General features: G+C 68.0%; 24 protein-coding genes. 12 read left to right on the forward strand and 12 right to left on the reverse strand.

All coding sequences use genetic code 11. The features are described from left to right. Nucleotides 1-12: 12 nt before the first annotated feature. From pgl to tkt, 5 genes are read right to left on the reverse strand one after another with little or no spacing between them, the layout of a single operon-like run. Complete coding sequence (gene pgl, locus GOALK_RS02600; RefSeq protein WP_040003947.1) at nt 13-750, reverse strand: 6-phosphogluconolactonase; 738 nt, start codon at nt 748-750, stop codon at nt 13-15. A 5-nt stretch (nt 751-755) separates the two neighbouring features. Then, nucleotides 756-1,757, reverse strand: coding sequence for a glucose-6-phosphate dehydrogenase assembly protein OpcA (locus GOALK_RS02605; RefSeq protein ID WP_006357235.1), 1,002 nt, complete (start codon nt 1,755-1,757; stop codon nt 756-758). Continuing rightward, on the reverse strand, nt 1,754-3,322 hold the full coding sequence (zwf, locus tag GOALK_RS02610) for a glucose-6-phosphate dehydrogenase (protein WP_006357236.1): 1,569 nt from the start codon (nt 3,320-3,322) through the stop codon (nt 1,754-1,756). The genes GOALK_RS02605 and zwf overlap by 4 nt, the downstream gene beginning before the upstream one ends. 7 nt (nt 3,323-3,329) lie before the next feature. Then, on the reverse strand, nt 3,330-4,451 hold the full coding sequence (gene tal / locus GOALK_RS02615; RefSeq protein WP_006357237.1) for a transaldolase: 1,122 nt from the start codon (nt 4,449-4,451) through the stop codon (nt 3,330-3,332). 20 nt (nt 4,452-4,471) lie between these two features. Further along, the gene (gene tkt / locus GOALK_RS02620; protein WP_006357238.1) at nt 4,472-6,550 is read right to left on the reverse strand and encodes a transketolase; all 2,079 of its coding nucleotides are present in this window, start codon (nt 6,548-6,550) and stop codon (nt 4,472-4,474) included. 240 nt (nt 6,551-6,790) lie between these two features. Here tkt and GOALK_RS02625 point away from each other — a divergent pair, with 240 nt between their 5' ends. After that, nucleotides 6,791-7,783: a heme o synthase gene (locus GOALK_RS02625; RefSeq protein ID WP_006357239.1), complete on the forward strand. Its 993-nt coding sequence runs from the start codon at nt 6,791-6,793 to the stop codon at nt 7,781-7,783. An 18-nt stretch (nt 7,784-7,801) separates the two neighbouring features. Here the strand turns inward: GOALK_RS02625 and GOALK_RS02630 are convergent, their stop codons facing one another. Further along, nucleotides 7,802-8,776 carry a quinone oxidoreductase family protein gene (locus tag GOALK_RS02630; RefSeq protein ID WP_006357240.1) on the reverse strand — a complete coding sequence of 325 codons (975 nt, stop codon included), beginning with the start codon at nt 8,774-8,776 and terminating at the stop codon, nt 7,802-7,804. A gap of 75 nt (nt 8,777-8,851) precedes the next feature. Between GOALK_RS02630 and GOALK_RS02635 the strand changes: the two genes are divergently transcribed. Beyond that, nucleotides 8,852-9,235, forward strand: a complete 384-nt coding sequence (locus GOALK_RS02635) for a hypothetical protein (protein WP_006357241.1) — start codon at nt 8,852-8,854, stop codon at nt 9,233-9,235. Nucleotides 9,236-9,311: 76 nt separating this feature from the next. On the opposite strand, the gene GOALK_RS02640 is transcribed toward GOALK_RS02635, so the two are convergent. The 4 genes from GOALK_RS02640 to mptB form a co-directional block, all read right to left on the reverse strand. Then, entirely contained in the window at nt 9,312-10,340 is a 1,029-nt protein-coding gene (locus tag GOALK_RS02640; RefSeq protein ID WP_035751522.1) for a COX15/CtaA family protein, read from the reverse strand. Further along, a complete protein-coding gene (locus tag GOALK_RS02645) occupies nt 10,337-11,140 on the reverse strand; it encodes an ABC transporter permease (protein WP_006357243.1) in 804 nt (267 codons plus the stop codon). The genes GOALK_RS02640 and GOALK_RS02645 overlap by 4 nt, the downstream gene beginning before the upstream one ends. Continuing rightward, on the reverse strand, nt 11,137-12,087 hold the full coding sequence (locus tag GOALK_RS02650; RefSeq protein ID WP_006357244.1) for an ABC transporter ATP-binding protein: 951 nt from the start codon (nt 12,085-12,087) through the stop codon (nt 11,137-11,139). The genes GOALK_RS02645 and GOALK_RS02650 overlap by 4 nt, the downstream gene beginning before the upstream one ends. Before the next feature lie 109 nt (nt 12,088-12,196). After that, the gene (gene mptB, locus GOALK_RS02655; RefSeq protein ID WP_040003948.1) at nt 12,197-14,029 is read right to left on the reverse strand and encodes a polyprenol phosphomannose-dependent alpha 1,6 mannosyltransferase MptB; all 1,833 of its coding nucleotides are present in this window, start codon (nt 14,027-14,029) and stop codon (nt 12,197-12,199) included. Nucleotides 14,030-14,204: 175 nt separating this feature from the next. Here mptB and GOALK_RS02660 point away from each other — a divergent pair, with 175 nt between their 5' ends. The 9 genes from GOALK_RS02660 (at nt 14,205) to GOALK_RS02700 (ending at nt 21,515) form a co-directional block, all read left to right on the forward strand. Then, nucleotides 14,205-15,011, forward strand: coding sequence for a helix-turn-helix transcriptional regulator (locus GOALK_RS02660; protein WP_040003949.1), 807 nt, complete (start codon nt 14,205-14,207; stop codon nt 15,009-15,011). Continuing rightward, nucleotides 15,008-16,462, forward strand: coding sequence for a Fe-S cluster assembly protein SufB (sufB, locus tag GOALK_RS02665; protein ID WP_005194908.1), 1,455 nt, complete (start codon nt 15,008-15,010; stop codon nt 16,460-16,462). The genes GOALK_RS02660 and sufB overlap by 4 nt, the downstream gene beginning before the upstream one ends. Next, on the forward strand, nt 16,462-17,649 hold the full coding sequence (sufD, locus tag GOALK_RS02670; protein ID WP_006357248.1) for a Fe-S cluster assembly protein SufD: 1,188 nt from the start codon (nt 16,462-16,464) through the stop codon (nt 17,647-17,649). The genes sufB and sufD overlap by 1 nt, the downstream gene beginning before the upstream one ends. A 55-nt stretch (nt 17,650-17,704) precedes the next feature. Then, a complete protein-coding gene (gene sufC / locus GOALK_RS02675) occupies nt 17,705-18,478 on the forward strand; it encodes a Fe-S cluster assembly ATPase SufC (protein WP_006357249.1) in 774 nt (257 codons plus the stop codon). A gap of 26 nt (nt 18,479-18,504) precedes the next feature. Continuing rightward, a complete protein-coding gene (locus tag GOALK_RS02680; RefSeq protein WP_006357250.1) occupies nt 18,505-19,791 on the forward strand; it encodes a cysteine desulfurase in 1,287 nt (428 codons plus the stop codon). A 2-nt stretch (nt 19,792-19,793) separates the two neighbouring features. Then, complete coding sequence (gene sufU, locus GOALK_RS02685) at nt 19,794-20,276, forward strand: Fe-S cluster assembly sulfur transfer protein SufU (RefSeq protein ID WP_006357251.1); 483 nt, start codon at nt 19,794-19,796, stop codon at nt 20,274-20,276. Further along, nucleotides 20,273-20,668: a metal-sulfur cluster assembly factor gene (locus tag GOALK_RS02690; RefSeq protein WP_006357252.1), complete on the forward strand. Its 396-nt coding sequence runs from the start codon at nt 20,273-20,275 to the stop codon at nt 20,666-20,668. Before sufU ends, GOALK_RS02690 begins: the two co-directional genes overlap by 4 nt. A gap of 236 nt (nt 20,669-20,904) precedes the next feature. Next, on the forward strand, nt 20,905-21,087 hold the full coding sequence (locus tag GOALK_RS02695) for a helix-turn-helix domain-containing protein (protein ID WP_269208857.1): 183 nt from the start codon (nt 20,905-20,907) through the stop codon (nt 21,085-21,087). A gap of 35 nt (nt 21,088-21,122) precedes the next feature. Then, on the forward strand, nt 21,123-21,515 hold the full coding sequence (locus GOALK_RS02700; protein WP_040003950.1) for a DnaJ family domain-containing protein: 393 nt from the start codon (nt 21,123-21,125) through the stop codon (nt 21,513-21,515). Nucleotides 21,516-21,518: 3 nt separating this feature from the next. On the opposite strand, the gene GOALK_RS02705 is transcribed toward GOALK_RS02700, so the two are convergent. Together GOALK_RS02705 and GOALK_RS02710 are read right to left on the reverse strand one after the other, a co-directional pair. Further along, nucleotides 21,519-22,655, reverse strand: a complete 1,137-nt coding sequence (locus tag GOALK_RS02705) for a lycopene cyclase family protein (RefSeq protein WP_006357255.1) — start codon at nt 22,653-22,655, stop codon at nt 21,519-21,521. Nucleotides 22,656-22,696: 41 nt separating this feature from the next. Then, complete coding sequence (locus GOALK_RS02710) at nt 22,697-23,512, reverse strand: SDR family oxidoreductase (protein ID WP_040003951.1); 816 nt, start codon at nt 23,510-23,512, stop codon at nt 22,697-22,699. A 99-nt stretch (nt 23,513-23,611) separates the two neighbouring features. Here GOALK_RS02710 and GOALK_RS02715 point away from each other — a divergent pair, with 99 nt between their 5' ends. Further along, complete coding sequence (locus GOALK_RS02715) at nt 23,612-25,240, forward strand: ABC-F family ATP-binding cassette domain-containing protein (RefSeq protein WP_006357257.1); 1,629 nt, start codon at nt 23,612-23,614, stop codon at nt 25,238-25,240. Nucleotides 25,241-25,309: the final 69 nt, after the last annotated feature.

Genomic DNA, 25,309 nt, shown 5'->3' on the forward strand with positions numbered 1-25,309 from the left:
GTGAGCCCGGAATCACTTGAGCCGGGAGGCCGCGTCCTCGTCGAGGAACCAGATGGTCTCCTCGGTGCCGTGGGCGCCGGCGCAGGGCCAGTCCGCGGGGTCGGCACCGTTGTGGGCAGCGACGACGGCCTCGGCCTTGTCGGCGCCGGCGACGAGGAACCAGACGTTGCGCGACCGGTTGACCACGGGCAGTGTCAAGGTGAGCCGACGCGGCGGCGGCTTGGGCGAATCCTCCACGGCGACAACCGACTTCTCGGTTTCCGCGGTGGCCGCGGTGTGCGGGAAGAGTGAGTTGATGTGGCCTTCGCCGCCCATTCCCAGAAGGTGAAGATCGAACTCCGGGGCAATGCCGTCAGAGGAGCGGCCGGCCAGGGTTGCCGCGTAATCGGCTGCCGCGGCGTCGATGTCGTCGCCGAACGGGCCGTCGGACGGGGCCATCGGGAAGACCCGCGACGGGTCGACCGGCACCTTGTCGAGCAGGGCTTCGCGGGCCTGTCCGGAGTTGCGTTCCGGGTCGTCGGCCGGTACGAATCGGTCGTCGCCCCAGTACAGGTCGACTCGCGACCAGTCGATCGTGCCGCTGTCGGCGGCCAGGGCCGACAGAATGCCGATCCCGTTGCTGCCGCCGGTCAGGACGATGCTCGCGACGTCGCGTTCGGCCTGTGCGCGGGTCACCAGGTCGATGAAGCGAGCGGCCGCGGTCACGACCAGTTCCTGCTTGGACTCGAAGACCAGCGTCTCGTTGGCCACGTCTTTCACTCTTTTCCGTCGGATGCGGCTGAATCGCTCTGCTGTGCGGCGTGTTCGACAGCGGCTCGCATGTCGGCGCGGAGGAGTGCCTCCTGCTCCGGTGAGATCCGCTCCACGTCGGCGACACCGGCCAACGCCGAGGCGTACACCTCGTCGACGTCGAGACGGCGCAACTCCTCGGCGATGCACACCGGCAGCGAGCGCGGCGTCATCGCGATCTTCCCGTCCGGCTTGCCGGGTGCGGTCAGGACGGCGTTGTTGCTCTCGTCGACGGCCAGCACGGTGTCGCCGTCGGTCCGGACGAGTCGAACCTCGAAGCTGCCGGTGAACCTGCGCGTGGGGACGCCCAGCGCGGACCGCAGCCAGCCGGCGAGCAGGTCGATGGCCGGACTGCGATCGGGTCCGGTCACATCGATCTCGAGGACCGGGGTGAACGGAGGACGATCGAGTGCCGAAGCGAGGATCGCCCGCCACGGGGTGAGCTGGGTCCAGGCGATGTCGGTGTCACCGGGCGAGTACCCGGCGAGACGACGTTTGAGGACGGTGTTCAGGCCGGGGTCGCGATTGGCGTCCATGATCCGGCGGCGGCCCAGCGTGCCGAGCGGATCGGATGCCGGCCGCGCGGGACCGATACTCGGCCACCAGGTGACCACCGGGGTGTCCGGCAGCAGGAAGGGGATCACCACTGCGTGTGCGTGGTCGGCCATGTCGCCGGCCAGAGACAGCACGATGACCTCCGACGCGCCGGCATCGCCGCCGACGCGGATCTCGGCGTCCATCCGGGAACGCGCATGGCGCACACCGCGGGAGACGACGATGACGCGGCTGGGATGCTCGCGGCTCGCGGCGATCGCGGCCTCGATGGCGCCTTCGGTGGGTTCGTCGTGTTCGGCACAGACGACCAGCGTGAGCACGCGACCGCTGTTGACCGAACCCTCGGTCTCGTGGAGCGTGACCAGTCGCTTGGCGACTTCCCGGCTCGACGTGTCGGGCAGGTTGACGATCATGGACGCCTCCACTGTCGGCCATGGCGTGCGAGCATCTCGTCTGCGGACGCCGGACCCCAGGTTCCTGCCTCGTACGCTTCCGGCCGGCCGTTCTGGGCCCAGTGGTCGAGCACCGGATCGAGGATCTTCCAGGACAATTCGACTTCCTCGTTGACGGGGAAGAGTGACGGTTCCCCGAGCAGCACGTCGAGGATCAACCGTTCGTAGGCCTCCGGGGACGCCTCGGTGAACGCGGTGCCGTAACTGAAGTCCATGTTCACGTCGCGGACTTCCATGCTCGATGCGGGCACCTTGGAGCCGAACCGGAGCGTCATCCCCTCGTCGGGCTGAACGCGGATCACCAGCACGTTCTGGCTGAGTTCCTCGGTCATCGTCTGATCGAAGGGCAGATGCGGCGCCCGTTTGAAGACCAGCGCGATCTCGGTGACGCGCCGGCCGAGGCGCTTGCCGGTACGCAGGTAGAAGGGGACACCCGCCCAGCGGCGGGAGTCGACCTCCAGGGCGATCGCGGCGAAGGTCTCGGTCGTGGAGTCCTTGGCGAAGCCGGACTCCTCTTTGAGGCCGCGAACCTTCTCGCTGCCCTGCCAGCCGGCGGTGTACTGACCCCGAGCCGTGTTCTCCGACAGCGGCTCGATGTTGCGGGTGGCGGCGAGAACCTTGGCCTTCTCGGCCTGTAACTGCTTGGGCTCGAAAGAGATCGGCTCTTCCATCGCCACCAGCGCCATCAGCTGCAGCAGATGGTTCTGGATGACGTCGCGCGCCGCCCCGATGCCGTCGTAGTAGCCGGCCCGGCCACCGAGACCGATGTCCTCGGCCATGGTGATCTGGACATGGTCGACGTAGTGCGAACTCCACAGCGGATCGAACAGCTGATTGGCGAAGCGCAGCGCCAGGATGTTCTGCACCGTCTCCTTGCCGAGGTAGTGGTCGATGCGGAACACCGACGACTCCGGGAAGACGTTGTTGACGATGGCGTTGAGTTCACGGGCCGAGCCGAGGTCGTGACCGAAGGGCTTCTCGATGACCACCCGGCGCCAGCTGTCGCCGGTCTGTGCTGCGAGCCCGCTGCGCTCGAGCTGTTCGCACACCGTCGGGAACGCCCCGGGCGGGATCGACAGGTAGAAGGCGTGATTGCCGTCCGTACCGCGTTCGTTGTCGAGCGACTTGAGGGTGTCGCGCAACTTGTCGAAGGCGGCGTCGTCGTCGAAATTGCCCTGCACGAAGCGGAAGCCCTCGGCGAGGCGCTCCCACACCTCCTCACGGAAGCCCGTGCGGGCGTGTTCCCGCACGGCGTCGTGCACGACCGCCCCGAAATCCTCGTCGGTCCAGTCCCGCCGGGCGAACCCGACGAGAGCGAACGACGGGGGGAGGAGGCCGCGGTTGGCGAGGTCGTAGACCGCAGGCATCAACTTCTTGCGTGCCAGGTCTCCGGTTACGCCGAAGATGACCAGACTGCACGGTCCCGCGATACGCGGGAGCCGCTTGTCCCGTGGGTCACGGAGCGGATTGGTCCAGGAGTCGGGTCCTACAGCACCGGGTCCCACTGAATCCCCGCCGACGGCCACTGTGGGATCAGCCCTTGATCGCCGCGGACAACTGCTCGGCGGTCGCGTTGAGCAGATCGTTCCACGCGTCCTCGAACTTGCTCACGCCCTCGTCCTCGAGGACCTTGAAGACATCGACCGTGTCGACGCCGAGCGCCGCGATCTTGTCGAAGACCTCCTGCGACTCCTGCGCGAGACCGATGATCGAGCCGGTGTTCACCCAACCGTGGTCGGCGAAGGCGTCCATCGTCTTGCCCGGCATGGTGTTGACCGTGTTGGGTGCGACGAGCTCGCTGACGTACAGGGTGTCGGGGTAGTCCGGGTTCTTCACGCCGGTCGACGCCCAGAGCGCGCGCTGCGGACGGGCGCCGTGGGCGAGCAGATCGGGGAAGCGCGACTCGACCTCGAACACCTGCTGGTAGGCCGAGTAGGCCAGGCGGGCGTTGGCCAGTGCCGCCTTGCCCTTGAGCTCCATCGCCTCCGGGGTGCCGATGGCGTCGAGACGCTTGTCGATCTCGGTGTCGACGCGCGAGACGAAGAACGACGCCACCGAGTGGATGTTCGACAGGTCGTGGCCGGCTTCCGCGGCGGCGTCGAGGCCGTCGAGGTAGGCGTCCATGACGTCCTTGTAGCGCTCCACCGAGAAGATCAGCGTCACGTTGACGCTGATGCCCTCGGCGATGACCTTGGTGATCGCCGGGAGCCCGGCCGTGGTGGCCGGGATCTTGATCAGCAGGTTCGGGCGGTCGACGATCTTCCACAGCTCGATCGCCTGGGCGACCGTGCCGTCGGTGTCGTGGGCCAGGCGCGGGTCGACCTCGATCGACACCCGGCCGTCGACGCCGTCGGACTCCTCGTACACCGGTGCGAGCACGTCGCAGGCGTTGCGGACGTCGTCGGTGGTCACCGTGCGGATGGTGCCGTCGACATCGGCGCCACGCGCGGCCAGTTCGGTGACCTGCGCGTTGTAGGCGGTGCCCTTCGACAGCGCCGCTTGGAAGATCGACGGGTTGGTGGTCACACCGACCACCGACTTGGTCGAGATCAGTTCGGCGAGTTCGCCGGAGCCGATCAGGTCACGGGACAGGTCGTCCAGCCACACCGAGACTCCGGCGGCGGACAGTTCGGCGAGCTTCTCGTTCTGGGTCACGATCTCTCTCCTTGGGTTGGTCAGCCGGCGACGACGCGCTCGGCGGCCGACGTGACGGCCTCTGCGGTGATCCCGAACTTGGTGAAGAGCACCTTGTAGTCGGCCGAGGCACCGAAGTGCTCGATGCTGACGATCTCGCCACCGGCGCCGACGATGCGGTACCACGGCATCGCGATGCCGGCCTCGACGGCGACACGCGGAACCGACGGCGGGAGCACGTGGTCCTGGTACCCCTTGGGCTGCTCGTCGAACCACTCGACACAGGGCATGGACACGACGCGGGCCTTGATTCCCTTGTCGGCCAGCGCCTTCTGTGCTTCGACGGCCAGGTACACCTCGGAGCCCGTGCCGATCAGCACGACCTGCGGATCGCCCTCGGAATCGCTGAGGATGTAGCCGCCGTTGGCGACGCCCTGCGCCGAGGTGCCCTCGAGGATCGGGAGGTTCTGCCGGGTGAGCGCCAGGCCGACCGGGTGGTTGCGCCGGGTCAGCAGGTGCGCCCACGCGTAGGCGGTCTCGTTCGCGTCGGCGGGACGCACGACGTCGAGATTAGGGATCGCCCGCAACGCCGCCAGGTGCTCGATCGGCTGGTGGGTCGGGCCGTCCTCGCCGAGACCGATCGAGTCATGGGTCCAGACGTAGATCGGGTCGATCTCCATCAGCGCCGCCAGACGGACGGCCGGACGCATGTAATCGGCGAACTGCAGGAAGGTGCCGCCGTAGGCGCGGGTCGGTCCGTGCAGGGCGATGCCCGACAGGATCGAACCCATCGCGTGCTCGCGGACACCGAAGTGCAGGGTGCGGCCGTACGGGTTGGCCGACCACTTCTTGGTGCTGATCGACGTCGGGCCGAACGAGGGCTCGCCGTCCATCGTGGTGTTGTTCGAGCCGGCGAGGTCGGCAGAACCGCCCCACAGCTCGGGCAGCACGGGCGCGAGGGCGCCGAGCACCTTGCCCGAGGCGCTGCGCGTCGCCACGTCCTTGTCGCCGACGTTCCAGCTCGGCAGGTTCTCGGTCCAGCCCTCGGGGAGCTCGTGGGCGGTCAGGCGATCGAACAGCGCCTTCTGCTCGGGGTTCTTCTCAGCCCATGCGTCGAAGGACGCCGTCCAGGCCTTGCGCTGCTCGGCGCCGCGCTCGACGAGCTTGCGGGTGTGCGCGATGACCTCGTCGGTGACCTCGAAGTTCTTCTCCGGGTCGAAGCCGAGAATCTTCTTGGTCGCGGCGATCTCCTCGTCACCGAGCGCCGCGCCGTGGGCAGCGCCGGTGTTCATGAGGTTGGGTGCCGGGAAGCCGATGATGGTGCGCAGGCAGATGATCGACGGACGGTCGACGACCTCCTGGGCGGCCTTGATCGCGGCCTCGATGGCCACGACGTCCTCGCCGCCTTCGACGGTCTGCACGTGCCAGCCGTAGGCCTCGTAGCGCTTGGCGACGTCCTCGGACAGGGCGATGTCGGTGTCGTCCTCGATCGAGATCTGGTTCTGGTCGTAGAACACGATCAGGTTGCCGAGCTGCTGGGTGCCGGCGAGCGAGCTGGCCTCAGAGGTCACGCCCTCCTCGATGTCACCGTCGGAGGCGACCACGTAGATGTAGTGGTCGAACGGGCTCTCGCCGACGCCGGCATCCGGGTCGAACAGGCCGCGCTCGCGGCGGGCGGCCATCGCCATGCCGACCGATGAGGCGAGACCCTGGCCCAGCGGGCCGGTGGTGATCTCCACACCGCGGGTGTGGCGGAACTCCGGGTGACCGGGGGTCAGCGAATCCCAGGTCCGCAGCGCCTCGATGTCGGAGAGCTCGAGGCCGAAGCCACCCAGGTAGAGCTGGATGTAGAGGGTCAGGCTCGAATGCCCGCAGGACAGCACGAAGCGGTCGCGGCCGGCCCAGTCGGTGTCGGTGGGGTCGTGACGCATCACGCGCTGGAACAGCGTGTAGGCCAACGGTGCGAGGCTCATGGCGGTACCCGGATGACCACTGCCACACTTCTGCACCGCGTCGGCGGCCAGCAGGCGGGCCGTGTCGACGGCACGCGTGTCGAGGTCGGTCCAGTCGTCCGGATGGCGGGGGGTGGTCAGTGCGCGGATCTCGTCTGTGTCGGCCACGATGGTGATTGTCTCCTGTGCCTGCTCGGGTTTTCGGCGCGTTCGGGTCCAGAGTAATCGGCCAGGAGCACGGCCTGCGCGCCGACCGAAAGTTACCGGTCGGTTCGTCGATCGGTGCCGGTCACGGGTCCGGCCACGAGGCGATTACGGTTCGCGAAGGCAAACGTCTACCATGCTCTGTAGTAGCCCGCGGCGATCTGTGCGGGCAGACGAGGAGTGTTCGTGAGGATAGGGGAGCGTGTGAGCGGAGACCGTCCCGCCGCATCCCACTCGACCGACACCGCATCACAGCAGGTTTCGACCGAGCCGGTCATGCCGGCGGATCTGACGTGGGCCGGACGTGTGCGCGCGACGGTGCTTGCGTATGTCGCGCTGACCAAGCCGCGGGTCATCGAGCTGCTGCTGGTCGCGACGATCCCGGTGATGCTGCAGGCCGATCGCGGTCACGTCGACATCGCTGTCATCGCCTTCACCCTGATCGGTGGATGGCTCGGTGCCGGCAGCGCGAACACCCTCAACATGGTGGTCGACGCCGACATCGACAAGAAGATGAAGCGCACCGAACGGCGGCCCCTGGCCCGTCGGGCGGTCGCCACGCGCAGTGCGCTGATCTTCGGCCTGGTGCTCTGGGCCGCGTCGTTCGCGGTGCTGTACTTCGCCGCGAACCTGCTGTCGTCTCTGCTCGTCTCGGCGACGATCATCTTCTACGTCGGCGTCTACACGATGATCCTCAAGCGCCGCACCTGGCAGAACGTGGTGTGGGGCGGCGCCGCCGGCTGCATGCCGACGCTGGTCGGCTGGGCGGCCGTCACCGGCTCGATCAGCTGGCAGCCGATCGTGCTGTTCCTGGTCATCTTCTTCTGGACTCCGCCGCACACCTGGGCGCTCGCGATGCGCTACAAGGAGGACTACAAGGCGGCCGGCGTGCCGATGCTCCCGGTCATCGCGACCGAGGAACGCGTCACGCGTCAGATGCTGATCTACACCTGGCTGACCGTCATCAGCTCCCTCGCACTGATCCCGGCCACCAGCTGGATCTACACGGTGATCGCCCTCCTCGCCGGCGCCTGGTTCCTCGAGCGGGTCACCAAGCTCTACCGCGACACCAAGCGCGGCGCCGAGGTGAAGCCCCTCAAGGTGTTCCTGCAGTCCAACGAGTACCTGGCGATCGTCTTCTGCGGCCTCGCGATCGACGCGGTCGTAGGCATGCAGACGATCTCCTCGTACTTCTGATCCGGTCGTTCAGATCCCTCAGGAATCCGCCGGCAGCAGCACGGTCGCACCCGTGGTCTTGCGTGCCTCCAGGTCCGCGTGGGCCTGCGCGGCGTCGGCCAGCCGGTATCGCTGACCCACCCGCACGTCCACGTCGCCGTCTCCGATCGCCTCGAAGTACTCGCTTGCCCGCCAGTTCAGTTCCTCCGGCGTCGCGGTGAAATGCGCGAGGGTGGGTCGGGTCACCGACAACGAACCGGCCGGGTTGAGGCGCTGCAGATCGAACGGCGGCACCGGTCCGCTGGAGGCACCGAACAGCACGATGATGCCGCGGACGGCCGTGGCGGCCAGCGACTGCTCGAAGGTGTCGGCGCCGACCCCGTCGTAGACCACCGCAACACCGCGACCGTCGGTCATCTCCCGGACGCGCGCGGCGAGGTCGTCCCCGTAGCGCAGGACGTGGTCGGCCCCGGCCTCCCGGGACAACTGCTCCTTCTCCTCCGAGGACACCGTCGTGATGACCCGCAGACCGTGGCGCTTGGCCATCTGGGTCAGGATCAGCCCGACCCCGCCGGCCCCGGCGTGGATCAGCACCGTGTCCTCCGGATGCGGGTGTGCGCTGCCGTCGAGCAGGTAGTGCGCGGTGAGCCCGCGGAGCAGCGACGATCCGGCGACCGCGTCGTCGATGCCGTCGGGGACGACGACCGCCTGCGCGGCGGGCACCGCCACGAGTTCGGCATACGACGCGGGCGCCGCACACCATGCGACCCGCTGACCCACTTCGAGGGCGGACACGTCGGAGCCCAGGGAGACGATCTCGCCGGCCCCCTCGGTGCCCGGGATGTACGGCGGGGTCGAAGGATAGAGACCGCGGCGGAGGTAGGTGTCGATGTAGTTGACGCCCACCGCCGAGGTTCGGACGATCACCTCGTCGGCGGCCGGGATCGGGTCGTCGACGGTTCCGAAGGTCAGGACGTCCGGACCGCCGTGGCGGGTCACCTGTATCGCACGCACGACACCCGTTGTACACGGGGAACGCGCCGGACGTGACGCCCATCCCGGTATCGGGATCGGCCGAGGCCCACCGGTATGCTGAGCGTCATGACTGACAGTGCCGCCACCGACACCACAGCCACGCCGACCGTCCAGGCACCGGGCGATGTCGTCGCCTCGGTGAAGAAGTTCGTCGCGCGCGAGGGCGGGAGCGCCAAGGTCGTCCTGCAGGCGATCGGTGCGGCCGGCGTCCGGATCACGCTCGTCGGTGACGCCGGAGGCGTCCTCGGTGACCGCGTCGTCGCCGACCTCGCGACCGCGCAGGCAGTCGTCGACGCCGTCGACGGACTCGAGATCGCCGAGTGGGATCGTGATCTCACCTCCGAGACCACCGTCAAGCCGTCGCATTACCGCAAGATGGCCGGCTGGGTGGCCCGCCAGAAGCGCTTCCCGAAGGCGCGCAACCGCGCGATCCTCTGACGCGACGGTCCGACCCGCGAACCAGAGACGACCCCCGGCGCGATCGCCGGGGGTCGTCGTCGTTCGTGACGCGTGGTCAGGCCGCGTCGACGTGCGGCTGATCGGTCGCCCGGGCGACCAGCACCTGCCAGGTCGCGCCGATGAGGAGCAGCGCACTGCCGAACATGTGCGCGATGACCAGCGCGACGGGCAGATCGGTGAAGAACTGGACGAAGCCGATCACACCCTGCAGGACGAGCAGGCCCACGAAGACCAGTGCCGAGCGCTGCTGGGGACGCGCGAAGACGCGGGCGTAGATGAGTGCGGCCAGACCCAGGCCGACGAGTACGAACACCGCATCTGCGTGGAGCTGGGTGGCGTTGTCGGGGTCGAGTCCGTTGCGGGGGGCGTCGGCGTCGCCGGCGTGGGGGCCGGAACCCGTCACCACTGTGCCGAGGTAGATGGTCACCCAGGTGACCGCGTACAGCAGCCACGCCAGGTAGACGCCCAGTCGCCGGGTCGCCATCCCCGGGGTGTCGGTGTCGGCGGGTGCGGGTTCGGCCGGGGTCGGATACGGGCGCATCCGGAAGACCAGGACGGTCGCCGCCGACACCAGGATCATCGACAGGATGAAGTGCAGCGCCACGACCCACGGATTGAGGTCGGTGAGGACGGTGATGCCGCCGATCACGCCCTGGAACGGGATACCGAGAGCGATCAGGGTCACGAGCCACTTGTCGCGGCGGGCCGATCCGGCGTAGCGGAGCACGGCGATCCAGGCGGCGATCGCGATGATGATGAGGACCCATGTCAGCATCCGGTTGCCGAACTCGATCGCGCCGTGGATGCCGAGTTCGCCGTGCGGGACGAAGGAATCGTCGGTGCAGCGCGGCCAGGTGGGACAACCGAGTCCCGAACCCGTCACGCGGACGGCGCCGCCGGTGGCGACGATCCCGACGTTGGAGACCAGCAGCGCCATCGCCCAGCGGTGTACGAAGCGGATCGTCGGTCGGCCGAATCCCGGGATGGACCGCCAGAAACCGCCCACCTGTCGATTGCCCCCCTCGGTAGTCGCCCTGTCGGGGTCCGCCCCGTCGGGTCGTGTCGAAGTCTGCGACGTCGTCATCGGAATCGGAACCACCTCACTGCCAAGGTGCCGGCCACTGCGGCCCACACCAGCAAGACGCCCACCCCGAAGGCGTCGAACGAACCACGTGCGGCCATTTCCAGGGCCTCACTGAGCGCACCCGAGGGGATACACCGTGCGAAGGTGTGCACGGCGCCGGGAACGTTGGAATCGACGACCACGAGGCTGCCGAGTCCGATGAACGCGAACCAGAGCAGGTTCGCCAGGGCCAGGACGACCTCCGCCTTGAGCGTGCCGCCGAGGAGCAGCCCGAGGGCCGCGAAGCAGGCGGTGCCGACGATGATCACCAGCGCGCCGATGAGCAGTCCGACCGCGTCGGGCCGCCACCCGAAGGCGAGTCCGATGGCGCCGAGGATGACCGACTGCAGGGCCACCACGATCAGCACTGCGACCGACTTGCCGATGATGATGCCCCACCGGGGAATCGGTGTGGCGCCCAGTCTTTTCAGGGCCCCGTACCGGCGGTCGAAACCGACGGCGATGGCCTGGCCGGTGAAGGCGGTCGACATCACGGCGACCGTCAGGATCGCGGGGACGAAGAGCGTGGCGCGCTCGGCCGGGCCGTCGCCGAAGGTCGTGTTGATCGGCAGCAGGCACAGCCCGATGAGCAGCGTGATCGGGATGAACATGGTGAGCAACAACTGTTCACCGTTGCGGAGCAGGAGCTTGAGCTCGAGGGTCGACTGCGCGGTGATCATCGCCGGCAGGGACGCCGGACGCGGCGCCGGACGGAACATGCCCTCGGGGAAGAGTCCCGTGCCGGGAGCGGGGGAGTTCACTGTCGTAGGGCCCGTCCGGTCAGGTCGAGGAAGACGTCTTCGAGACTGCGGGTCTCGACACGGAGATCGGTGGCGAGGACGTTGATCTTCGCGCACCAGGCGGTCACCGTCGCGAGAACCTGCGGCGTCATCGGGCCGATGACGAGGTACGAGCCGGGGTTCGCCTCGGTGCAGTGATAGCCCTCGGGAAGTGCGAGCGTGAGCATCGACAGGTCGAGCCCGCGGGGCGCGGTGAACCGCAACTCGTTCTCGGCGCCGGTGCTCGTGAGGTCGGCGGGGGTCCCGGCGGCGACCGCGCGGCCGTGATCGATGATCACGACCTGGTCGGCGAGTTCCTCCGCCTCGTCCATCAGATGCGTGGTGAGCAGGACGGCCACGCCGTCGGCGCGGAGGCGGTCGACGAGTTCCCACACGACGAGACGCGCGTGGGCGTCGAGGCCGGCGGTCGGCTCGTCGAGGAACACCAGTTCAGGACGGCCGACGATCGCGCAGGCGAGCGCGAGGCGCTGCTGTTGTCCGCCGGAGAGGCGTCGGTACGACGTGCGGCGGACGTCGTCGAGACCGAGTGCGTCGATGAGGAATTCGGGGTCGATCGGGTCGGCCGAGTAGGCGGCGACGAGCCGCAACATCTCCTCGGCGCGGGCGCCCGGGTAGGCGCCGCCGCCCTGCAGCATCACACCGACGCGGCGTCGGAGGGCGTCGTTGTCGACGATCGGATCGAGCCCGAGAACCCGGACGGTGCCGGCGTCGGGGGCGGTGAAGCCCTCGCAGATCTCGACGGTCGTGGTCTTGCCCGCACCGTTCGGTCCGAGGAGGGCGAGGATCTGTCCGCGCTCCACGGTCAGATCGAGCCGATCGACGGCGGTACGGTCACCGAAGGTCTTGACCAGCCCGCGTACCTCGACCGCTGGGGATGCGACGGGGTCGCTCGGCGGACGATCGTTCATTCGATCGTCATCGCTGATCTGCCGAGGGGTCGTGCTGCGCACACAGGTCAGACTAGGCGCTCGGACCCCGCGGACGAAAAACGCCGTTCGCGGGTGCGGTGGGGGATCGTCATGGCGTCGGGGCGTTCTCGGCCGGTTCCGGGGACTCCTCCGGTGCCCCGGTTCTGCGACGACGCCATCGGCGCGGCGAACGGTCCTCGAAGAAGAGTGCGGTGAGTGCTGCGACCATGATCACACCGGCCAGAAGCCCCTGTGCGAGAACGACTCCGCTGGTGTTGGAGCTCGTGGGCATCACGACGATGGCGATGATCGCGGATGCCGCGATGGTCGAGATCCGGAACCACGCTCCCGTCGCCCACGCCGCGAGCGGGATCACCGCCCAGAGGAGATACCAGGCCTGGACGAACGGGAAGAACAGGATGAATGTGGCCATTGACACACCGAGTGCGCCGAGGGGGTGCAGGCGTCCGCCAAGGGTCGCGAGCATCCACCGGATGATGAACAGACCCGCGACGAGCTGACCGATCGGGCGTGCGACGTCGAGGATCGCCTGGGTGTGCTCTCCAAGTCCGAGCGTCACACCGATCCGACCCGTCGTCACCCCGAGCAGCGTCGGCATCGACATCCACGACCGGACGATCTCGCCGGTGGAGAGCGTGCCCGTCCAGCCGAATCCGAGCCCGGTGGCCAGCGAGATACCAACCATCACGATGCCCAGGACGACCACGTAGAACGCCGCGGAGACTCCGAGGGCGTACACGGACCATTTCGATCGGGTCCACCATTCGCGGATCGGCGCGTGCCGCAGAGCCGGCAGCGTGGCGCCCCAACGCATCGCCAGGGCGATCCCGACGAAACCGAGCGCGAGCATGGAGGCGACCTTGATCATCGCCGACGCCGCGATCACCGCGCCGCCGGCGATCAGTATCCAGCCGGCACTTGTGGGTATCAGCGTTCCCGGCTTCCGTAACCGGTCGACGCCGTAGATGGCGCGGAAGCTCAGCTCGAGGCCGACGAGCATCAGGCCGAGCATGAGTGCCTCGTTGTGGATGCCGCCCACCAGATGCAGGATCACCAGCGGGTTCATCGCACCGAGCCACAGGGCGGCGACCGAGGACACCCCGCAGCGCTTCGCGAGACGCGGCAACGCCCACACGATGAGCGCGACACCGATCAGTGCGACGATGCGGTGCAGGAAGATCGCCGCGGTGATGTTCGCCCCGGTGATATTGGTGATGCCCTCGCCGATCCACAGGAACAGCGGTCCGTAGGGCGCGGGGGTGTCGCGCCAGAGGTTGGGCACGGATCGGGTGAGGATGTGATCGACCCCGAGGCCGCGGACGGGACTGACCGAGTACGGGTCCATGCCGCGGAAGGCGATCGCGCTCTGGGCGAGATAGGAGTAGACGTCCTTGCTCAGCAGCGGGGGAGCCAGCACGATCGGCGTGATCCACAGCATGAGCGTCCGGTCGGCCTGGCGTCGGCTCATCCGCCGTTCCGGACTGCGTCCGTGACGGACCTCGACGCTGAAGCGGCCGACCGCGAAGCGGCCGATCAGAAGCCAGGCGACCACGAGAGTGATGGTGCCGCCGATGGAGAGGGCGAGCGCGGTCCCGAACATCCGCGATGGCAGCGACAGCACGCGCATGCCGGCGACCGGGTTCTGCAGTACGGGCACCGCGCCGGTGCCGAGCGCGCCGATCAGGATCAGAACCGAACCGGTGGCTCCGAACAGCTTGATGCGGCGGAGGCGACGGGTCTCCGCGGCGTTGAGGGGGCCGACCTCGCGCTCGTCGTCGTGTAGCCGGGCGATGGCCTTGCCGTAGTCGCCGCGCTGCTCGGTGGCGTCGCCGTCGGTTCCGGCGGGACGCTGTTTACGCAGTCCGAGGTAGTCGAGTACGGCGAGCAGGTGATTCCACACGAGTCCGAAGAAGTCCGGCACGCGGCGGCCAGCTGTGGTTTCGGGCACACGACGACTGTAATCGGCGGCGCCCGATACCTCGCGACCACCCTTTATCCGGACAATCACGACACCGCTGACGAACTCGGACGCAGCGCTAAGGGCACCCTTGCTGGCAGGGCGGAATCAATTACGTCACACTCGTGTTGTGAAAACCATGCGGAACGATGTTGTGCTGCCCTCGGGCGGCGGCGATGCCGTGCCCTCCGCTGGTACGGCAACCACTCGCGCGCCCCTCGGTGCCGATGCGCACCACGATGGTCAGACGCGTGATGCGGTGGTGAACCTGCTCGTCGAGGACGGCCCGCTGACCGCGAGCGAGATCGGTGAGCGCCTCGGTATCTCCGCCGCCGGAGTGCGTCGTCACCTCGACGCGCTCACCAGTGCCGGGGACATCGAGGTCGCCTCGACCGGGTTCGGTCAGCGTCGCGGTCGTGGACGCGGTCGACCGGCGAAGTGGTTCCAGCTCACGGCGGAGGGGCGCGGCAAGATGCGCCACGCCTACGACGACCTCGCCGGTGCCGCGATGCGCAAGCTCCGTGACCTCGGTGGCCACGACGCCGTCGCCGAGTTCGCGCGGGAACGTGTCGAACGGATCGTCGCCGACGTGTCGCCGAGCGCCGACCCGGTCACGGTCTCCGACACGGTCGAGGAGATCGCCGACGCGTTGACCAGCGCGGGATACGCGACCAACACCCGGCAGGTCGGCAACGGCATCCAGATCTGCCAGCACCACTGCCCGGTGGCGCACGTCGCCACCGAGTTCCCCGAACTCTGTGAGGCCGAGACCGCGGTCTTCACCGAGCTGCTCGGCACGCATGTGCAGCGCCTGGCCACCATCGCCAACGGTGACTGCGCCTGCACCACCCACGTGCCGATCCACCCGCCGCCGGAGGCTCCACCGTCTCCCCGGCACGGGACCTCACAGACACTGCCCACGACAACCCGAAAGGCCACGCGATGACCGTCACCGATCCGGCCGCCACCACGCCGACCGCCCCGGCTCCCCTCACGCAGGAAGAGACGATTGCCGCGCTCGGCAAGTACGGCTACGGCTGGGCCGACTCCGACGTGGCCGGCGCCAGCGCCAAGCGCGGACTGTCCCCGGCGGTCGTCGCCGACATCTCGGCCAAGAAGAGCGAACCCGAGTGGATGCTCGAGCAGCGGCTCAAGGCACTGAAGATCTTCGACAAGAAGCCGATGCCGCACTGGGGCGCCGGACTCGAGGGCATCGACTTCGACAACATCAAGTACTTCGTGCGGTCCAGCGAGAAGCAGGCCGCCACGTGGGAAGACCTGCCCGAGGACATCAAGAACACCTACGACAAGCTCGGAATCCCCGAGGCGGAGAAGCAGCGCCTGGTCTCCGGTGTCGCCGCCCAGTACGAGTCCGAGGTCGTGTACCACTCGATCCGTGAGGATCTCGAGAAGCAGGGCGTGATCTTCCTCGACACCGACACCGCGCTCAAGGAGCACCCGGAGATCTTCCAGGAGTACTTCGGTTCGGTCATCCCGGCCGGCGACAACAAGTTCTCCGCGCTGAACACCGCGGTCTGGTCCGGTGGCTCGTTCATCTACGTCCCGCCCGGCGTCCACGTCGACATCCCGCTCCAGGCCTACTTCCGGATCAACACCGAGAACATGGGTCAGTTCGAGCGCACGCTGATCATCGTCGACGAGGGTGCTTACGTGCACTACGTCGAGGGTTGTACCGCGCCGATCTACAAGACCGACTCGCTGCACTCCGCGGTCGTCGAGATCATCGTGAAGAAGGGCGGCCGCTGCCGCTACACGACCATCCAGAACTGGTCGAACAACGTCTACAACCTGGTGACCAAGCGCGCCAAGGCCGAGGCCGGCGCCACCATGGAGTGGGTCGACGGCAACATCGGCTCGAAGGTCACCATGAAGTACCCGGCGGTCTGGCTGACCGGTGAACACGCGAAGGGCGAGGTCCTCTCGGTCGCCTTCGCCGGCCCCGGCCAGCACCAGGACACCGGCTCCAAGATGGTCCACCTCGCACCGAACACCTCGAGCAACATCATCTCGAAGTCGGTGGCCCGCGGTGGTGGCCGCGCTTCCTACCGCGGCCTGATCAAGGTCAACAACGGAGCGCACGGCAGCCGTTCGACGGTGAAATGCGATGCGCTGCTGGTCGACACCATCTCCCGCAGTGATACCTACCCCTACGTCGACATCCGCGAGGACGACGTGACGATGGGGCACGAGGCGACCGTCTCGAAGGTCAGCGACGATCAGCTCTTCTACCTGATGAGCCGTGGTCTGACCGAGGACGAGGCGATGGCCATGGTGGTCCGCGGCTTCGTCGAGCCGATCGCCAAGGAACTCCCGATGGAATACGCGCTCGAGCTCAACCGCCTGATCGAGCTTCAGATGGAAGGAGCCGTCGGCTGATGGCCGATCCGACACTCCCGGTTTCGACACCGGGATCGCATTCGCCTGTCGTCAACAAGGGTGAACTGTTCACCTCGTTCGACGTCAACGCCTTCGAGGTGCCCAGCCCTCGCGAAGAGGCCTGGCGCTTCACCCCGTTCCGCCGACTGCGCGGTCTGCACGACGGTTCCGCGCAGCGGACCTGCGAGGCCACCGTGGATGTTTCCGGAGTCGCCGACGGCGTCACGGTGGAGACCGTGGGTCGCGAGGACGAGCGCCTCGGCCAGGGCGGCGTGCCCTTCGACCGGGTTGCCGCACAGGCGTACTCGTCGTTCACCCAGGCCACGGTCGTCACCGTCGGCCGCGAGGTCGAGCTGTCCGAGCCGGTCACCATCACGATCACCGGACCCGGTGAGGGCGAGACCGCCTTCGGTCACACCCAGGTCCGGCTCGAGCCCTTCGCCCGCGCCGTCGTGGTGCTGGACCAGAAGGGCGGCGGAACCTTCGCCGAGAACGTCGAGTTCGTCGTCGGCGACAGTGCCGCGCTCACCGTCGTCAACGTCCACGACTGGGATGACGATGCCGTGCACGTCGTCACCCATCACGTGCGCACCGGCCGCGACGCCGTGGTCCGCCACTTCGCGGTCAGCTTCGGCGGCAACCTCGTTCGGCTCTCGCCGATCGTCCACTACGACGCGCCGGGCGGCGACGTCGAGATGTGGGGTCTGTACTTCGCCGACGCCGGACAGCATCTCGAGCAGCGTCTGCTCGTCGACCACAGCCAGCCCAACTGCCGCTCGAACGTGGTGTACAAGGGTGCGCTGCAGGGCGATACGACCGGCGACCGGTCGCGTGAGGCGCACACCGTCTGGATCGGCGACGTGCTGATCCGCGCCGAGGCCGAGGGAACCGACACCTTCGAGCTCAACCGCAACCTGGTGCTCACCGACAACGCCCGCGCCGACTCGGTGCCGAACCTCGAGATCGAGACCGGTGAGATCGTCGGTGCCGGCCACGCCAGTGCCACCGGACGTTTCGACGACGAGCAGCTGTTCTACCTGCAGGCTCGCGGCATCCCCGAGGATCAGGCGCGCCGTCTGGTCATCCGCGGATTCTTCGGCGAGGTGATCGCCAAGATCGGTGTGCCCGAGCTCCGCGAGCGTCTGTCCGCCGCCGTCGAGCGCGAGCTCGAACTCTCCGGCGCCTGACCAGCGTCCGCGCCTGACTCAAACCTCCCACAGCCTGTTAGAGAGAACTCAGAACATGACCACACTGGAAATCCGTGACCTGCACGTCGATGTCGCCCAGACCGACGCCGACGCCGAGCCCATCCACATCCTCAAGGGTGTCGACCTGACCGTGAAGTCCGGTGAGACGCACGCGATCATGGGCCCCAACGGTTCGGGCAAGTCGACGCTCTCCTACGCGATCGCCGGCCACCCCAAGTACGAGGTCACCTCCGGTTCAATCACCCTCGACGGCGAGAACGTCCTGGAGATGAGCGTCGACGAGCGTGCTCGTGCAGGCCTGTTCCTGGCCATGCAGTATCCGGTTGAGGTGCCCGGCGTCTCGATGTCGAACTTCCTGCGCACCGCCGCCACCGCCGTCCGCGGCGAGGCACCGAAGCTGCGTCACTGGGTCAAGGAGACCAAGGAGGCGATGACCGCTCTCGAGATCGACCCGTCGTTCTCCGAGCGGAGCGTCAACGAGGGCTTCTCCGGTGGTGAGAAGAAGCGCCACGAGATCCTCCAGCTCGACCTGCTCAAGCCGAAGATCGCCATCCTCGACGAGACCGACTCGGGCCTCGACGTCGACGCGCTCCGAGTCGTCAGCGAGGGTGTCAACCGGTACAAGGAACGCGACAACGGCGGCGTCCTGCTGATCACGCACTACACACGCATCCTCCGCTACATCAAGCCCGACTACGTCCACGTCTTCGTCAACGGACGCGTCGTCGAGTCCGGCGGCCCGGAGCTGGCCGATGTGCTCGAGGAGAACGGTTACGAGCGCTTCACCTCGGCGGCCAAGGCCGGCTGAACCAACACCCCTGGAGGTGCACGCACGTGACACTCTCACCTGAGACAACAACTGCGGCAGCCGCTCTCGACGTCGAGGCGCTGCGCGCGGACTTCCCGATCCTGTCGCGCACCGTTCGTGACGAGAAGCCGTTGGTGTACCTCGACTCCGGGGCCACCTCGCAACGTCCCGTCCAGGTGCTCGACGCCGAGCGGTACTTCCTGACCCACCACAATGCCGCGGTGCACCGGGGAGCCCACCAGCTCGCCGAAGAGGCCACCGACGCCTATGAGGACGCGCGCGAGGTCATCGCCGGGTTCGTCGGGGCGTCGTCGGACCAGCTCGTCTTCACCAAGAACGCCACCGAGGCGCTCAACCTGGTGACCTACACGCTCGGTGACCCGCGCTCGGCGTCGGTTCTCGGCGGTTCGGCACTCGGTCCCGGCGACACGGTGGTGATCACCGAACTCGAGCATCACGCGAATCTGGTTCCATGGCAGGAACTCTGCCGTCGGACCGGCGCGACACTGCGCTGGTACGGCGTGACCGACGACGGTCGGATCGACGTGGACTCGCTGACCCTCGACGAGTCGGTGAAGGTCATCGCGTTCACCCATCAGTCGAACGTCACCGGTGCGGTCGCCGATGTCCCCGAACTCGTCTCCCGTGCGCGGGCCGTCGGCGCGCTCGTCGTCCTCGACGCGTGCCAGTCGGTGCCGCACATGCCGGTCGACTTCACCGCGCTGGACGTCGATTTCGCCGCCTTCTCCGGGCACAAGATGTTCGGCCCGAGTGGTGTCGGCGCGCTGTACGGCAAGAGTGAACTCCTGGAGGCGTTGCCGCCGTTCATCACCGGTGGATCGATGATCGAGACCGTCACGATGGATGCGTCGACCTACGCGGCGCCGCCGCAGCGTTTCGAGGCCGGTGTGCCGATGACCTCGCAGGTCGTGGGCCTCGGTGCCGCGGTGCGCTACCTGCAGACCATCGGTATGGAAGCCGTTGCCGCCCATGAGCATGCACTCGTCGAGTACGCGCTCACGCGGCTCGGCGAGATCGACGGCCTGCGCATCGTCGGGCCGGCCACCGCGGAGAACCGCGGGGGAGCGGTGTCCTTCCTCGTCGACGGCATCCATGCCCACGACCTCGGGCAGATCCTCGACGACGAGGGTGTCGCCATCCGCGTCGGCCATCACTGCGCGTGGCCGCTGCACCGCCGGTTCGGTGTGGCCGCGACCGCACGCGCATCGTTCGCCGCCTACAACACGCTTGCCGAGGTCGACGCGCTGGCCGCAGCAATCGTCAAGGCGCAGAAGTTCTTCGGGGTGAACTGAGCATGCGTATGGAGCAGATGTACCAGGAAGTGATCCTGGACCACTACAAACATCCGCACGGTCGGGGACTGCGCGAGCCGTTCGGCACCGAGGTGCACCACGTCAATCCGACGTGCGGCGACGAGGTGACCCTGCGCGTCGCCGTCTCCGCGGACGGCACCACGATCGACGACGTGTCCTACGACGGGCAGGGATGCTCGATCTCCCAGGCCTCGACGTCGGTGCTGTACGACCTGATCGTCGGGCAGTCGGTCGGCGAGGCTCTCGCCACCGTCGAGTCGTTCAACGCGATGATGACCTCCCGCGGTAAGGATCCGGGCGATGAGGACGTCATCGGTGACGGCATCGCCTTCACGGGCGTCAGCAAGTACCCGGCGCGCGTGAAGTGCGCCCTCCTCGGCTGGATGGCGTTCAAGGACGCTCTCTCCCAGACGGTGGACAGCCACGACACCGACAGCCACGAGAAAGAAGCGGAGTCAGCATGAGTGACGAGACAGCCACCGAGAACCCGACCGCGACGGACACCACCGCCGCCGGCACTCCGGCCGCCCCGGCGACCTCGCTGCCGGCCCTCGAAGACGTGGAGGAGGCGATGCGCGACGTCGTCGACCCCGAGCTGGGGATCAACGTCGTCGACCTCGGACTCGTCTACGGCATCGAGGTGACCGACGAGGCCGTCGCGAAGATCGACATGACCCTCACGTCGGCGGCGTGTCCGCTGACCGACGTCATCGAGGATCAGTCGCGCGGCGCCCTGGTCGGCAGCGGTCTGTGTACCGACCTCGAGATCAACTGGGTCTGGCTGCCGCCGTGGGGCCCGGACAAGATCACCGACGACGGCCGGGAGCAGCTGCGCGCGCTCGGATTCACCGTCTAGAACGCTGCGCTACATCGATCCGACCGCCGCCGGGGCGGCCGGATCGATCGCTTTGGCGACGATCACCTCGTGAACGGTGGGCATGCTGTGCGCGTCGCTGACTCGGCGTGAACCGGCGGTGGACCAGATCTTCTCGAGGATTCCGACATAGGCCCTGGTGTGGACGATGTCGGCAAAATCGAGTTCGATCGTGACCTCGGTCGCGGCCTCTCCGTTCGTGGCCCGCGAGAGGGGCGTTGACGGGCCTGACCAGTCGAGGGCGGGAGGTGCTCGGCCGTGTCTGCGCAGGTATGGACAACAGGTCGATCGCCGCCGCGGTGTCCGTCTCCGAGCACACGGTGCACGACCACGTGAAGTCGATCCTCCGCAAGACCGCGTGCGGCAATCGGACGATTCTGATCGCCCGCATCGCGGGCTGAGCGTCTCCGGTGCGGGGGGGAGTAGAACCGAAGATGTGAACCGGTTCGAATCACGCGTCGAGCGGATGATCCGCGAGGCGGCCGAACGCGGCGAGTTCGACGACCTGCCGGGTGCCGGCAAACCGCTCGACCTGTCGGACAGCGACGACCCCGATTGGTGGGTCAAGCGCAAGATCCGTGACGAGAACCTGGATTCCTCGGCCCTCCACCCGGCGCCGCTCCAATTGCGCCGGGAGGCACAGGATTTCCCGGAGTCGCTGCGCGACATCGCCGACGAGACCGCAGTCCGCGACATCCTCACCGACTTCAATCGGCGTGTACGAGAAGCACACCTGGCGTCACGTCGGATCGCGATGCCGCACAGCGTCGTCGCCCACACCATCGACATCGACGACATGGTCCGGCAGTGGCGCGCCCGACGGCGCTGACCGTCACCCTCTGCGAGGGTCGTTCCCCGCCCAGTCCGGCGTGGACATGGCCCCGCGGGCCACGACGGCCCGCGTGCGCATGTCGACGGCCCGGATGACCCGGGTCATCGCGCCCATCGTCCCGGTCAGGTCGTCGCGCCGGCTGAGGTAGCTGCGCTGCGCTTCGATCGGCATCGCGAAGAACGCCTCGAAGAACGCGATCGTCTGGGTGGGGCTGAGTCGCAACAGGACGCTGAGTCCGCGCAGACGGAGATTGTGGACGGCGCGTGCCGAGGAAGGCCACAGCTCGGGCATCGGGTCCCGCCCCGCGGCCAGCGCGGCGACGACGTCGTCGACGCACATCAGTGAGTAGGCGACGCTGTAGCCGGTTGTCGGATTCTTGAAACCGCCTGCGGCACCGAACCGGAACGTCGGATCCCGCCACGGCTGCGGCGACGACCCCGTCATCGGGAACGCCACCCGTTCGGCCCGGCGGACACCCGACGGAAGCCCGCCGAGCCGGACGTCGAGCCGACGCTTCAACTCGTCGAGACCAAGTGCCGGCAGGCCGACCAGACAGGTCTCCTCCAGGAGGTACTCGTCGTCGCCGAGCGGCACCACATAGAGGAACGACGGCAGCGCCCGGCGGTCGACGATTCCGCCGCGCCAGTCCATCAGCAGCGCCTCGTGGTCTTCGAGAAAAGGTGCGGCGGTGGCCTTGTCGACGACGATGCCGTAGGCGGTCTGCCGGGGCGCCTCGTGGGTGAGCGCCCCCCGGCAGTCGACCACCACGTCGCCGGTCAGGACCCGACCGGACTTGAGATGTACTCGCGCCCCGTCGACCTCGGTCACCCGGTCGGTGACGATGTCCGCTCCGTCGAGTGTCAGGGATCGTTGCAGACCGGGGGTGTCGAACACCGTGTAACCGCGGTCCACTTCATCGAGAGCGGTGCCGGCTACGCCGACGCGATCGAGGCGGGCGGCGAACGCCGCCGGGTCGAGCCAGTCGGGGAGCTCGTCGGACCAGCAGGCGAAGGTGGACTGCCAGACGCGGTCGGGGTGGGTGTCGACGACGGTCACCGGTACCGCGGCGGCGAGCAGCCGATGGGCCAGGGCACGCCCGGCCGGTCCCGCACCCAGAACGATCACTCCGCCGGCCATGCCCTCGATCCTGCCACGAACCGGCGAGAGCCTCCTTCTCGCTAGGCGCCGCCCGTGGCCAGCGTGCCGCCGTCCACGGCGAGGGTCTCGCCGGTGATCCAGGCCGCCTCATCGCTGGCCAGGAAGGCGACCGCGCGGGCGACGTCCTCGGGTTCGCCGATGCGCTTCATCGGATATGCCGCGGCGGCGCGGGCCTCGTTCTCGCCCGCGATCAATCCGGAGGCGAACTTCGTGCGCACGATCGCGGGCGCGATCGCGTTCACCCGGATGTTCGGGCCCAGCTCCCACGCCAGTTCCGCGGTGAGCCGGATCAACGCCGCCTTCGACGTGCCGTAGGCCGCGATCACACCGGTCGACCGGAGACCGGCGACGGAGGAGATGTTGACCACCGCGCCGCCGGTGTCCTTCATGCCCGCCCGGTAGGCCTCCTGGACGAAGCCGAGGGCGGCGACGACGTTGGTGTCGAAGGTCTTGCGGTAGGCGTCCAGATCGGCGTCCATCAGTGGTCCGGCGAGCGGGGCGATCCCGGTGTTGTTGACCAGGATGTGGATTCCCCCGCCCTGCTCGACAGCCGCCGCGACCGCACCCGCCCGGTCGTCGGCGTCCCCGGTGTTGGCGGCGAACGCGGTCACCGCCGCCGACGGCACGGCCTCCCGGATACGCTCGGCGGCCTCGGAGAGCGGCTCCGCCTTACGGCTCGTGATGACGACGGAGGCGCCGCGTCGGGCGAGCTCGGTGGCGATGGCCTCACCGATGCCCCGGCTGGCGCCGGTGACCAGAGCGGAACGCCCCGTCAGGTCGGACGTCTGGGGGAACGAGGACTGGGGAATCGTTGTGGATTGCGTCACGTCTGCCACCGTATCGGTCCACCGTGTCGCCGTGGGGCGACTCCGCGGCGTGGTCTGCGACCCTTTCGTGGACAAACCAGTGGACGCGCGCCGGTAGACTGGTCCGTCGTGATCACCGCGACCGACCTGGAGGTACGAGCGGGCGCTCGGACCCTGTTATCGGCGCCCGGCGACGCCCTCCGTATCCAGCCCGGCGACCGGATCGGCCTCGTGGGCCGCAACGGCGCCGGCAAGACCACGACTCTGCGCATCCTGGCGGGGGAGACCGAGCCCTATGCCGGCACCGTCCGGCGCTCGGGTGAACTCGGCTACCTGCCCCAGGATCCCAAAGAGGGCGATCTGGAGGTCCTCGCCAAGGACCGTGTTCTGTCGGCACGCGGACTCGACGAGATCCTGCGCGACATGGAGAAGCAGCAGGCGCGGATGGCCGAGGCCGCCGATGACAAGCTGCGCGACAAGGCCGTCGCCCGTTATGGACGTCTCGAGGAGCGCTTCGCCGCGCTCGGCGGTTACATCGCCGAATCCGAGGCTGCCCGCATCTGCAACAGCCTGGGTCTTCCGGACCGCGTGCTGAACCAGCCGCTGCGTACCCTCTCGGGTGGCCAGCGTCGTCGCATCGAGCTCGCTCGCATCCTGTTCGCCGCCTCGGACGGCTCCGGGAAGTCCGACACGACGCTCCTGCTCGACGAACCGACCAACCACCTCGACGCCGATTCGATCGCGTGGCTGCGCAGCTTCCTGATGAACCACGAGGGCGGGTTGGTCGTGATCAGTCACGACGTCGAGCTGCTCGCCGACGTCGTGAACCGCGTGTGGTTCCTCGACGCCGTACGCGGCGAGGCCGACATCTACAACATGAGCTGGAAGCGCTACCTCGACGCGCGCGCCACCGACGAACAGCGTCGCCGCCGCGAACGCGCCAACGCCGAGAAGAAGGCCTCCGCACTGCGTGCCCAGGCCGCGAAGCTCGGCGCCAAGGCCACCAAGGCGACCGCCGCCCAGAACATGCTCAAGCGCGCCGAACGCATGATCGACTCGCTCGACGAGGAGCGGGTGGCCGATCGCACCGCGCGGATCCGATTCCCGGAACCGGCCACCTGCGGCAAGACACCACTCATGGCCTCGGGACTGTCGAAGAGCTATGGCTCCCTGGAGATCTTCACCGGCGTCGACCTCGCCATCGACAAGGGCAGTCGCGTCGTCGTCCTCGGACTCAACGGTGCGGGTAAGACCACGCTCCTGAAAATGCTTGCGGGCGTGGAGAAGCCGGACACCGGACAACTCGAACCCGGTTACGGCTTGAAGGTCGGTTACTTCGCGCAGGAACACGACACCCTCGACGACCAGGCCACGGTGTGGGAGAACATCCGCCACGCCGCGCCGGATGCGGGTGAGCAGGACCTGCGGGGACTGTTGGGCGCGTTCATGTTCAGCGGTGCGCAACTCGACCAGCCCGCCGGCACCCTGTCCGGTGGTGAGAAGACCCGTCTCACCCTGGCCGGTCTGGTGTCGTCGGCCGCCAACGTGCTGCTCCTCGACGAACCGACGAACAACCTCGATCCGGTGTCACGCGAACAGGTGCTCGACGCCCTGCGCAGCTACACAGGGGCCGTGGTCCTCGTGACCCACGACCCCGGCGCCGCCGCGGCACTCGATCCGCAGCGGGTGATCCTCCTGCCCGACGGCACCGAGGACCACTGGAGCGACGAGTACCAGGAGATCATCGAGCTCGCCTGACCCCCTTGCTGGCTGATTGAAAGACGCGACACAATCCTCGCTGCCTGAGGTGCGAGGAGCGCAAGCGAC

Origin of the sequence: Gordonia alkanivorans NBRC 16433 (assembly GCF_000225505.1) — a bacterium.
In the GTDB taxonomy this organism is placed as follows: Bacteria; Actinomycetota; Actinomycetes; order Mycobacteriales; family Mycobacteriaceae; genus Gordonia; species Gordonia alkanivorans.

Excerpts from the sequence above, each read along its gene's own strand:
- GOALK_RS02605 (WP_006357235.1), bottom strand. The coding sequence starts at position 1,757 with ATGATCGTCAACCTGCCCGACACGTCGAGCCGGGAAGTCGCCAAGCGA.
- GOALK_RS02635 (WP_006357241.1), top strand. The coding sequence starts at position 8,852 with ATGCTGAGCGTCATGACTGACAGTGCCGCCACCGACACCACAGCCACG.
- GOALK_RS02640 (WP_035751522.1), bottom strand. The coding sequence starts at position 10,340 with ATGACGACGTCGCAGACTTCGACACGACCCGACGGGGCGGACCCCGAC.
- GOALK_RS02650 (WP_006357244.1), bottom strand. The coding sequence starts at position 12,087 with ATGAACGATCGTCCGCCGAGCGACCCCGTCGCATCCCCAGCGGTCGAG.
- GOALK_RS02660 (WP_040003949.1), top strand. The coding sequence starts at position 14,205 with ATGCGGAACGATGTTGTGCTGCCCTCGGGCGGCGGCGATGCCGTGCCC.
- sufB (WP_005194908.1), top strand. The coding sequence starts at position 15,008 with ATGACCGTCACCGATCCGGCCGCCACCACGCCGACCGCCCCGGCTCCC.
- sufD (WP_006357248.1), top strand. The coding sequence starts at position 16,462 with ATGGCCGATCCGACACTCCCGGTTTCGACACCGGGATCGCATTCGCCT.
- sufC (WP_006357249.1), top strand. The coding sequence starts at position 17,705 with ATGACCACACTGGAAATCCGTGACCTGCACGTCGATGTCGCCCAGACC.
- sufU (WP_006357251.1), top strand. The coding sequence starts at position 19,794 with ATGCGTATGGAGCAGATGTACCAGGAAGTGATCCTGGACCACTACAAA.
- GOALK_RS02690 (WP_006357252.1), top strand. The coding sequence starts at position 20,273 with ATGAGTGACGAGACAGCCACCGAGAACCCGACCGCGACGGACACCACC.
- GOALK_RS02705 (WP_006357255.1), bottom strand. The coding sequence starts at position 22,655 with ATGGCCGGCGGAGTGATCGTTCTGGGTGCGGGACCGGCCGGGCGTGCC.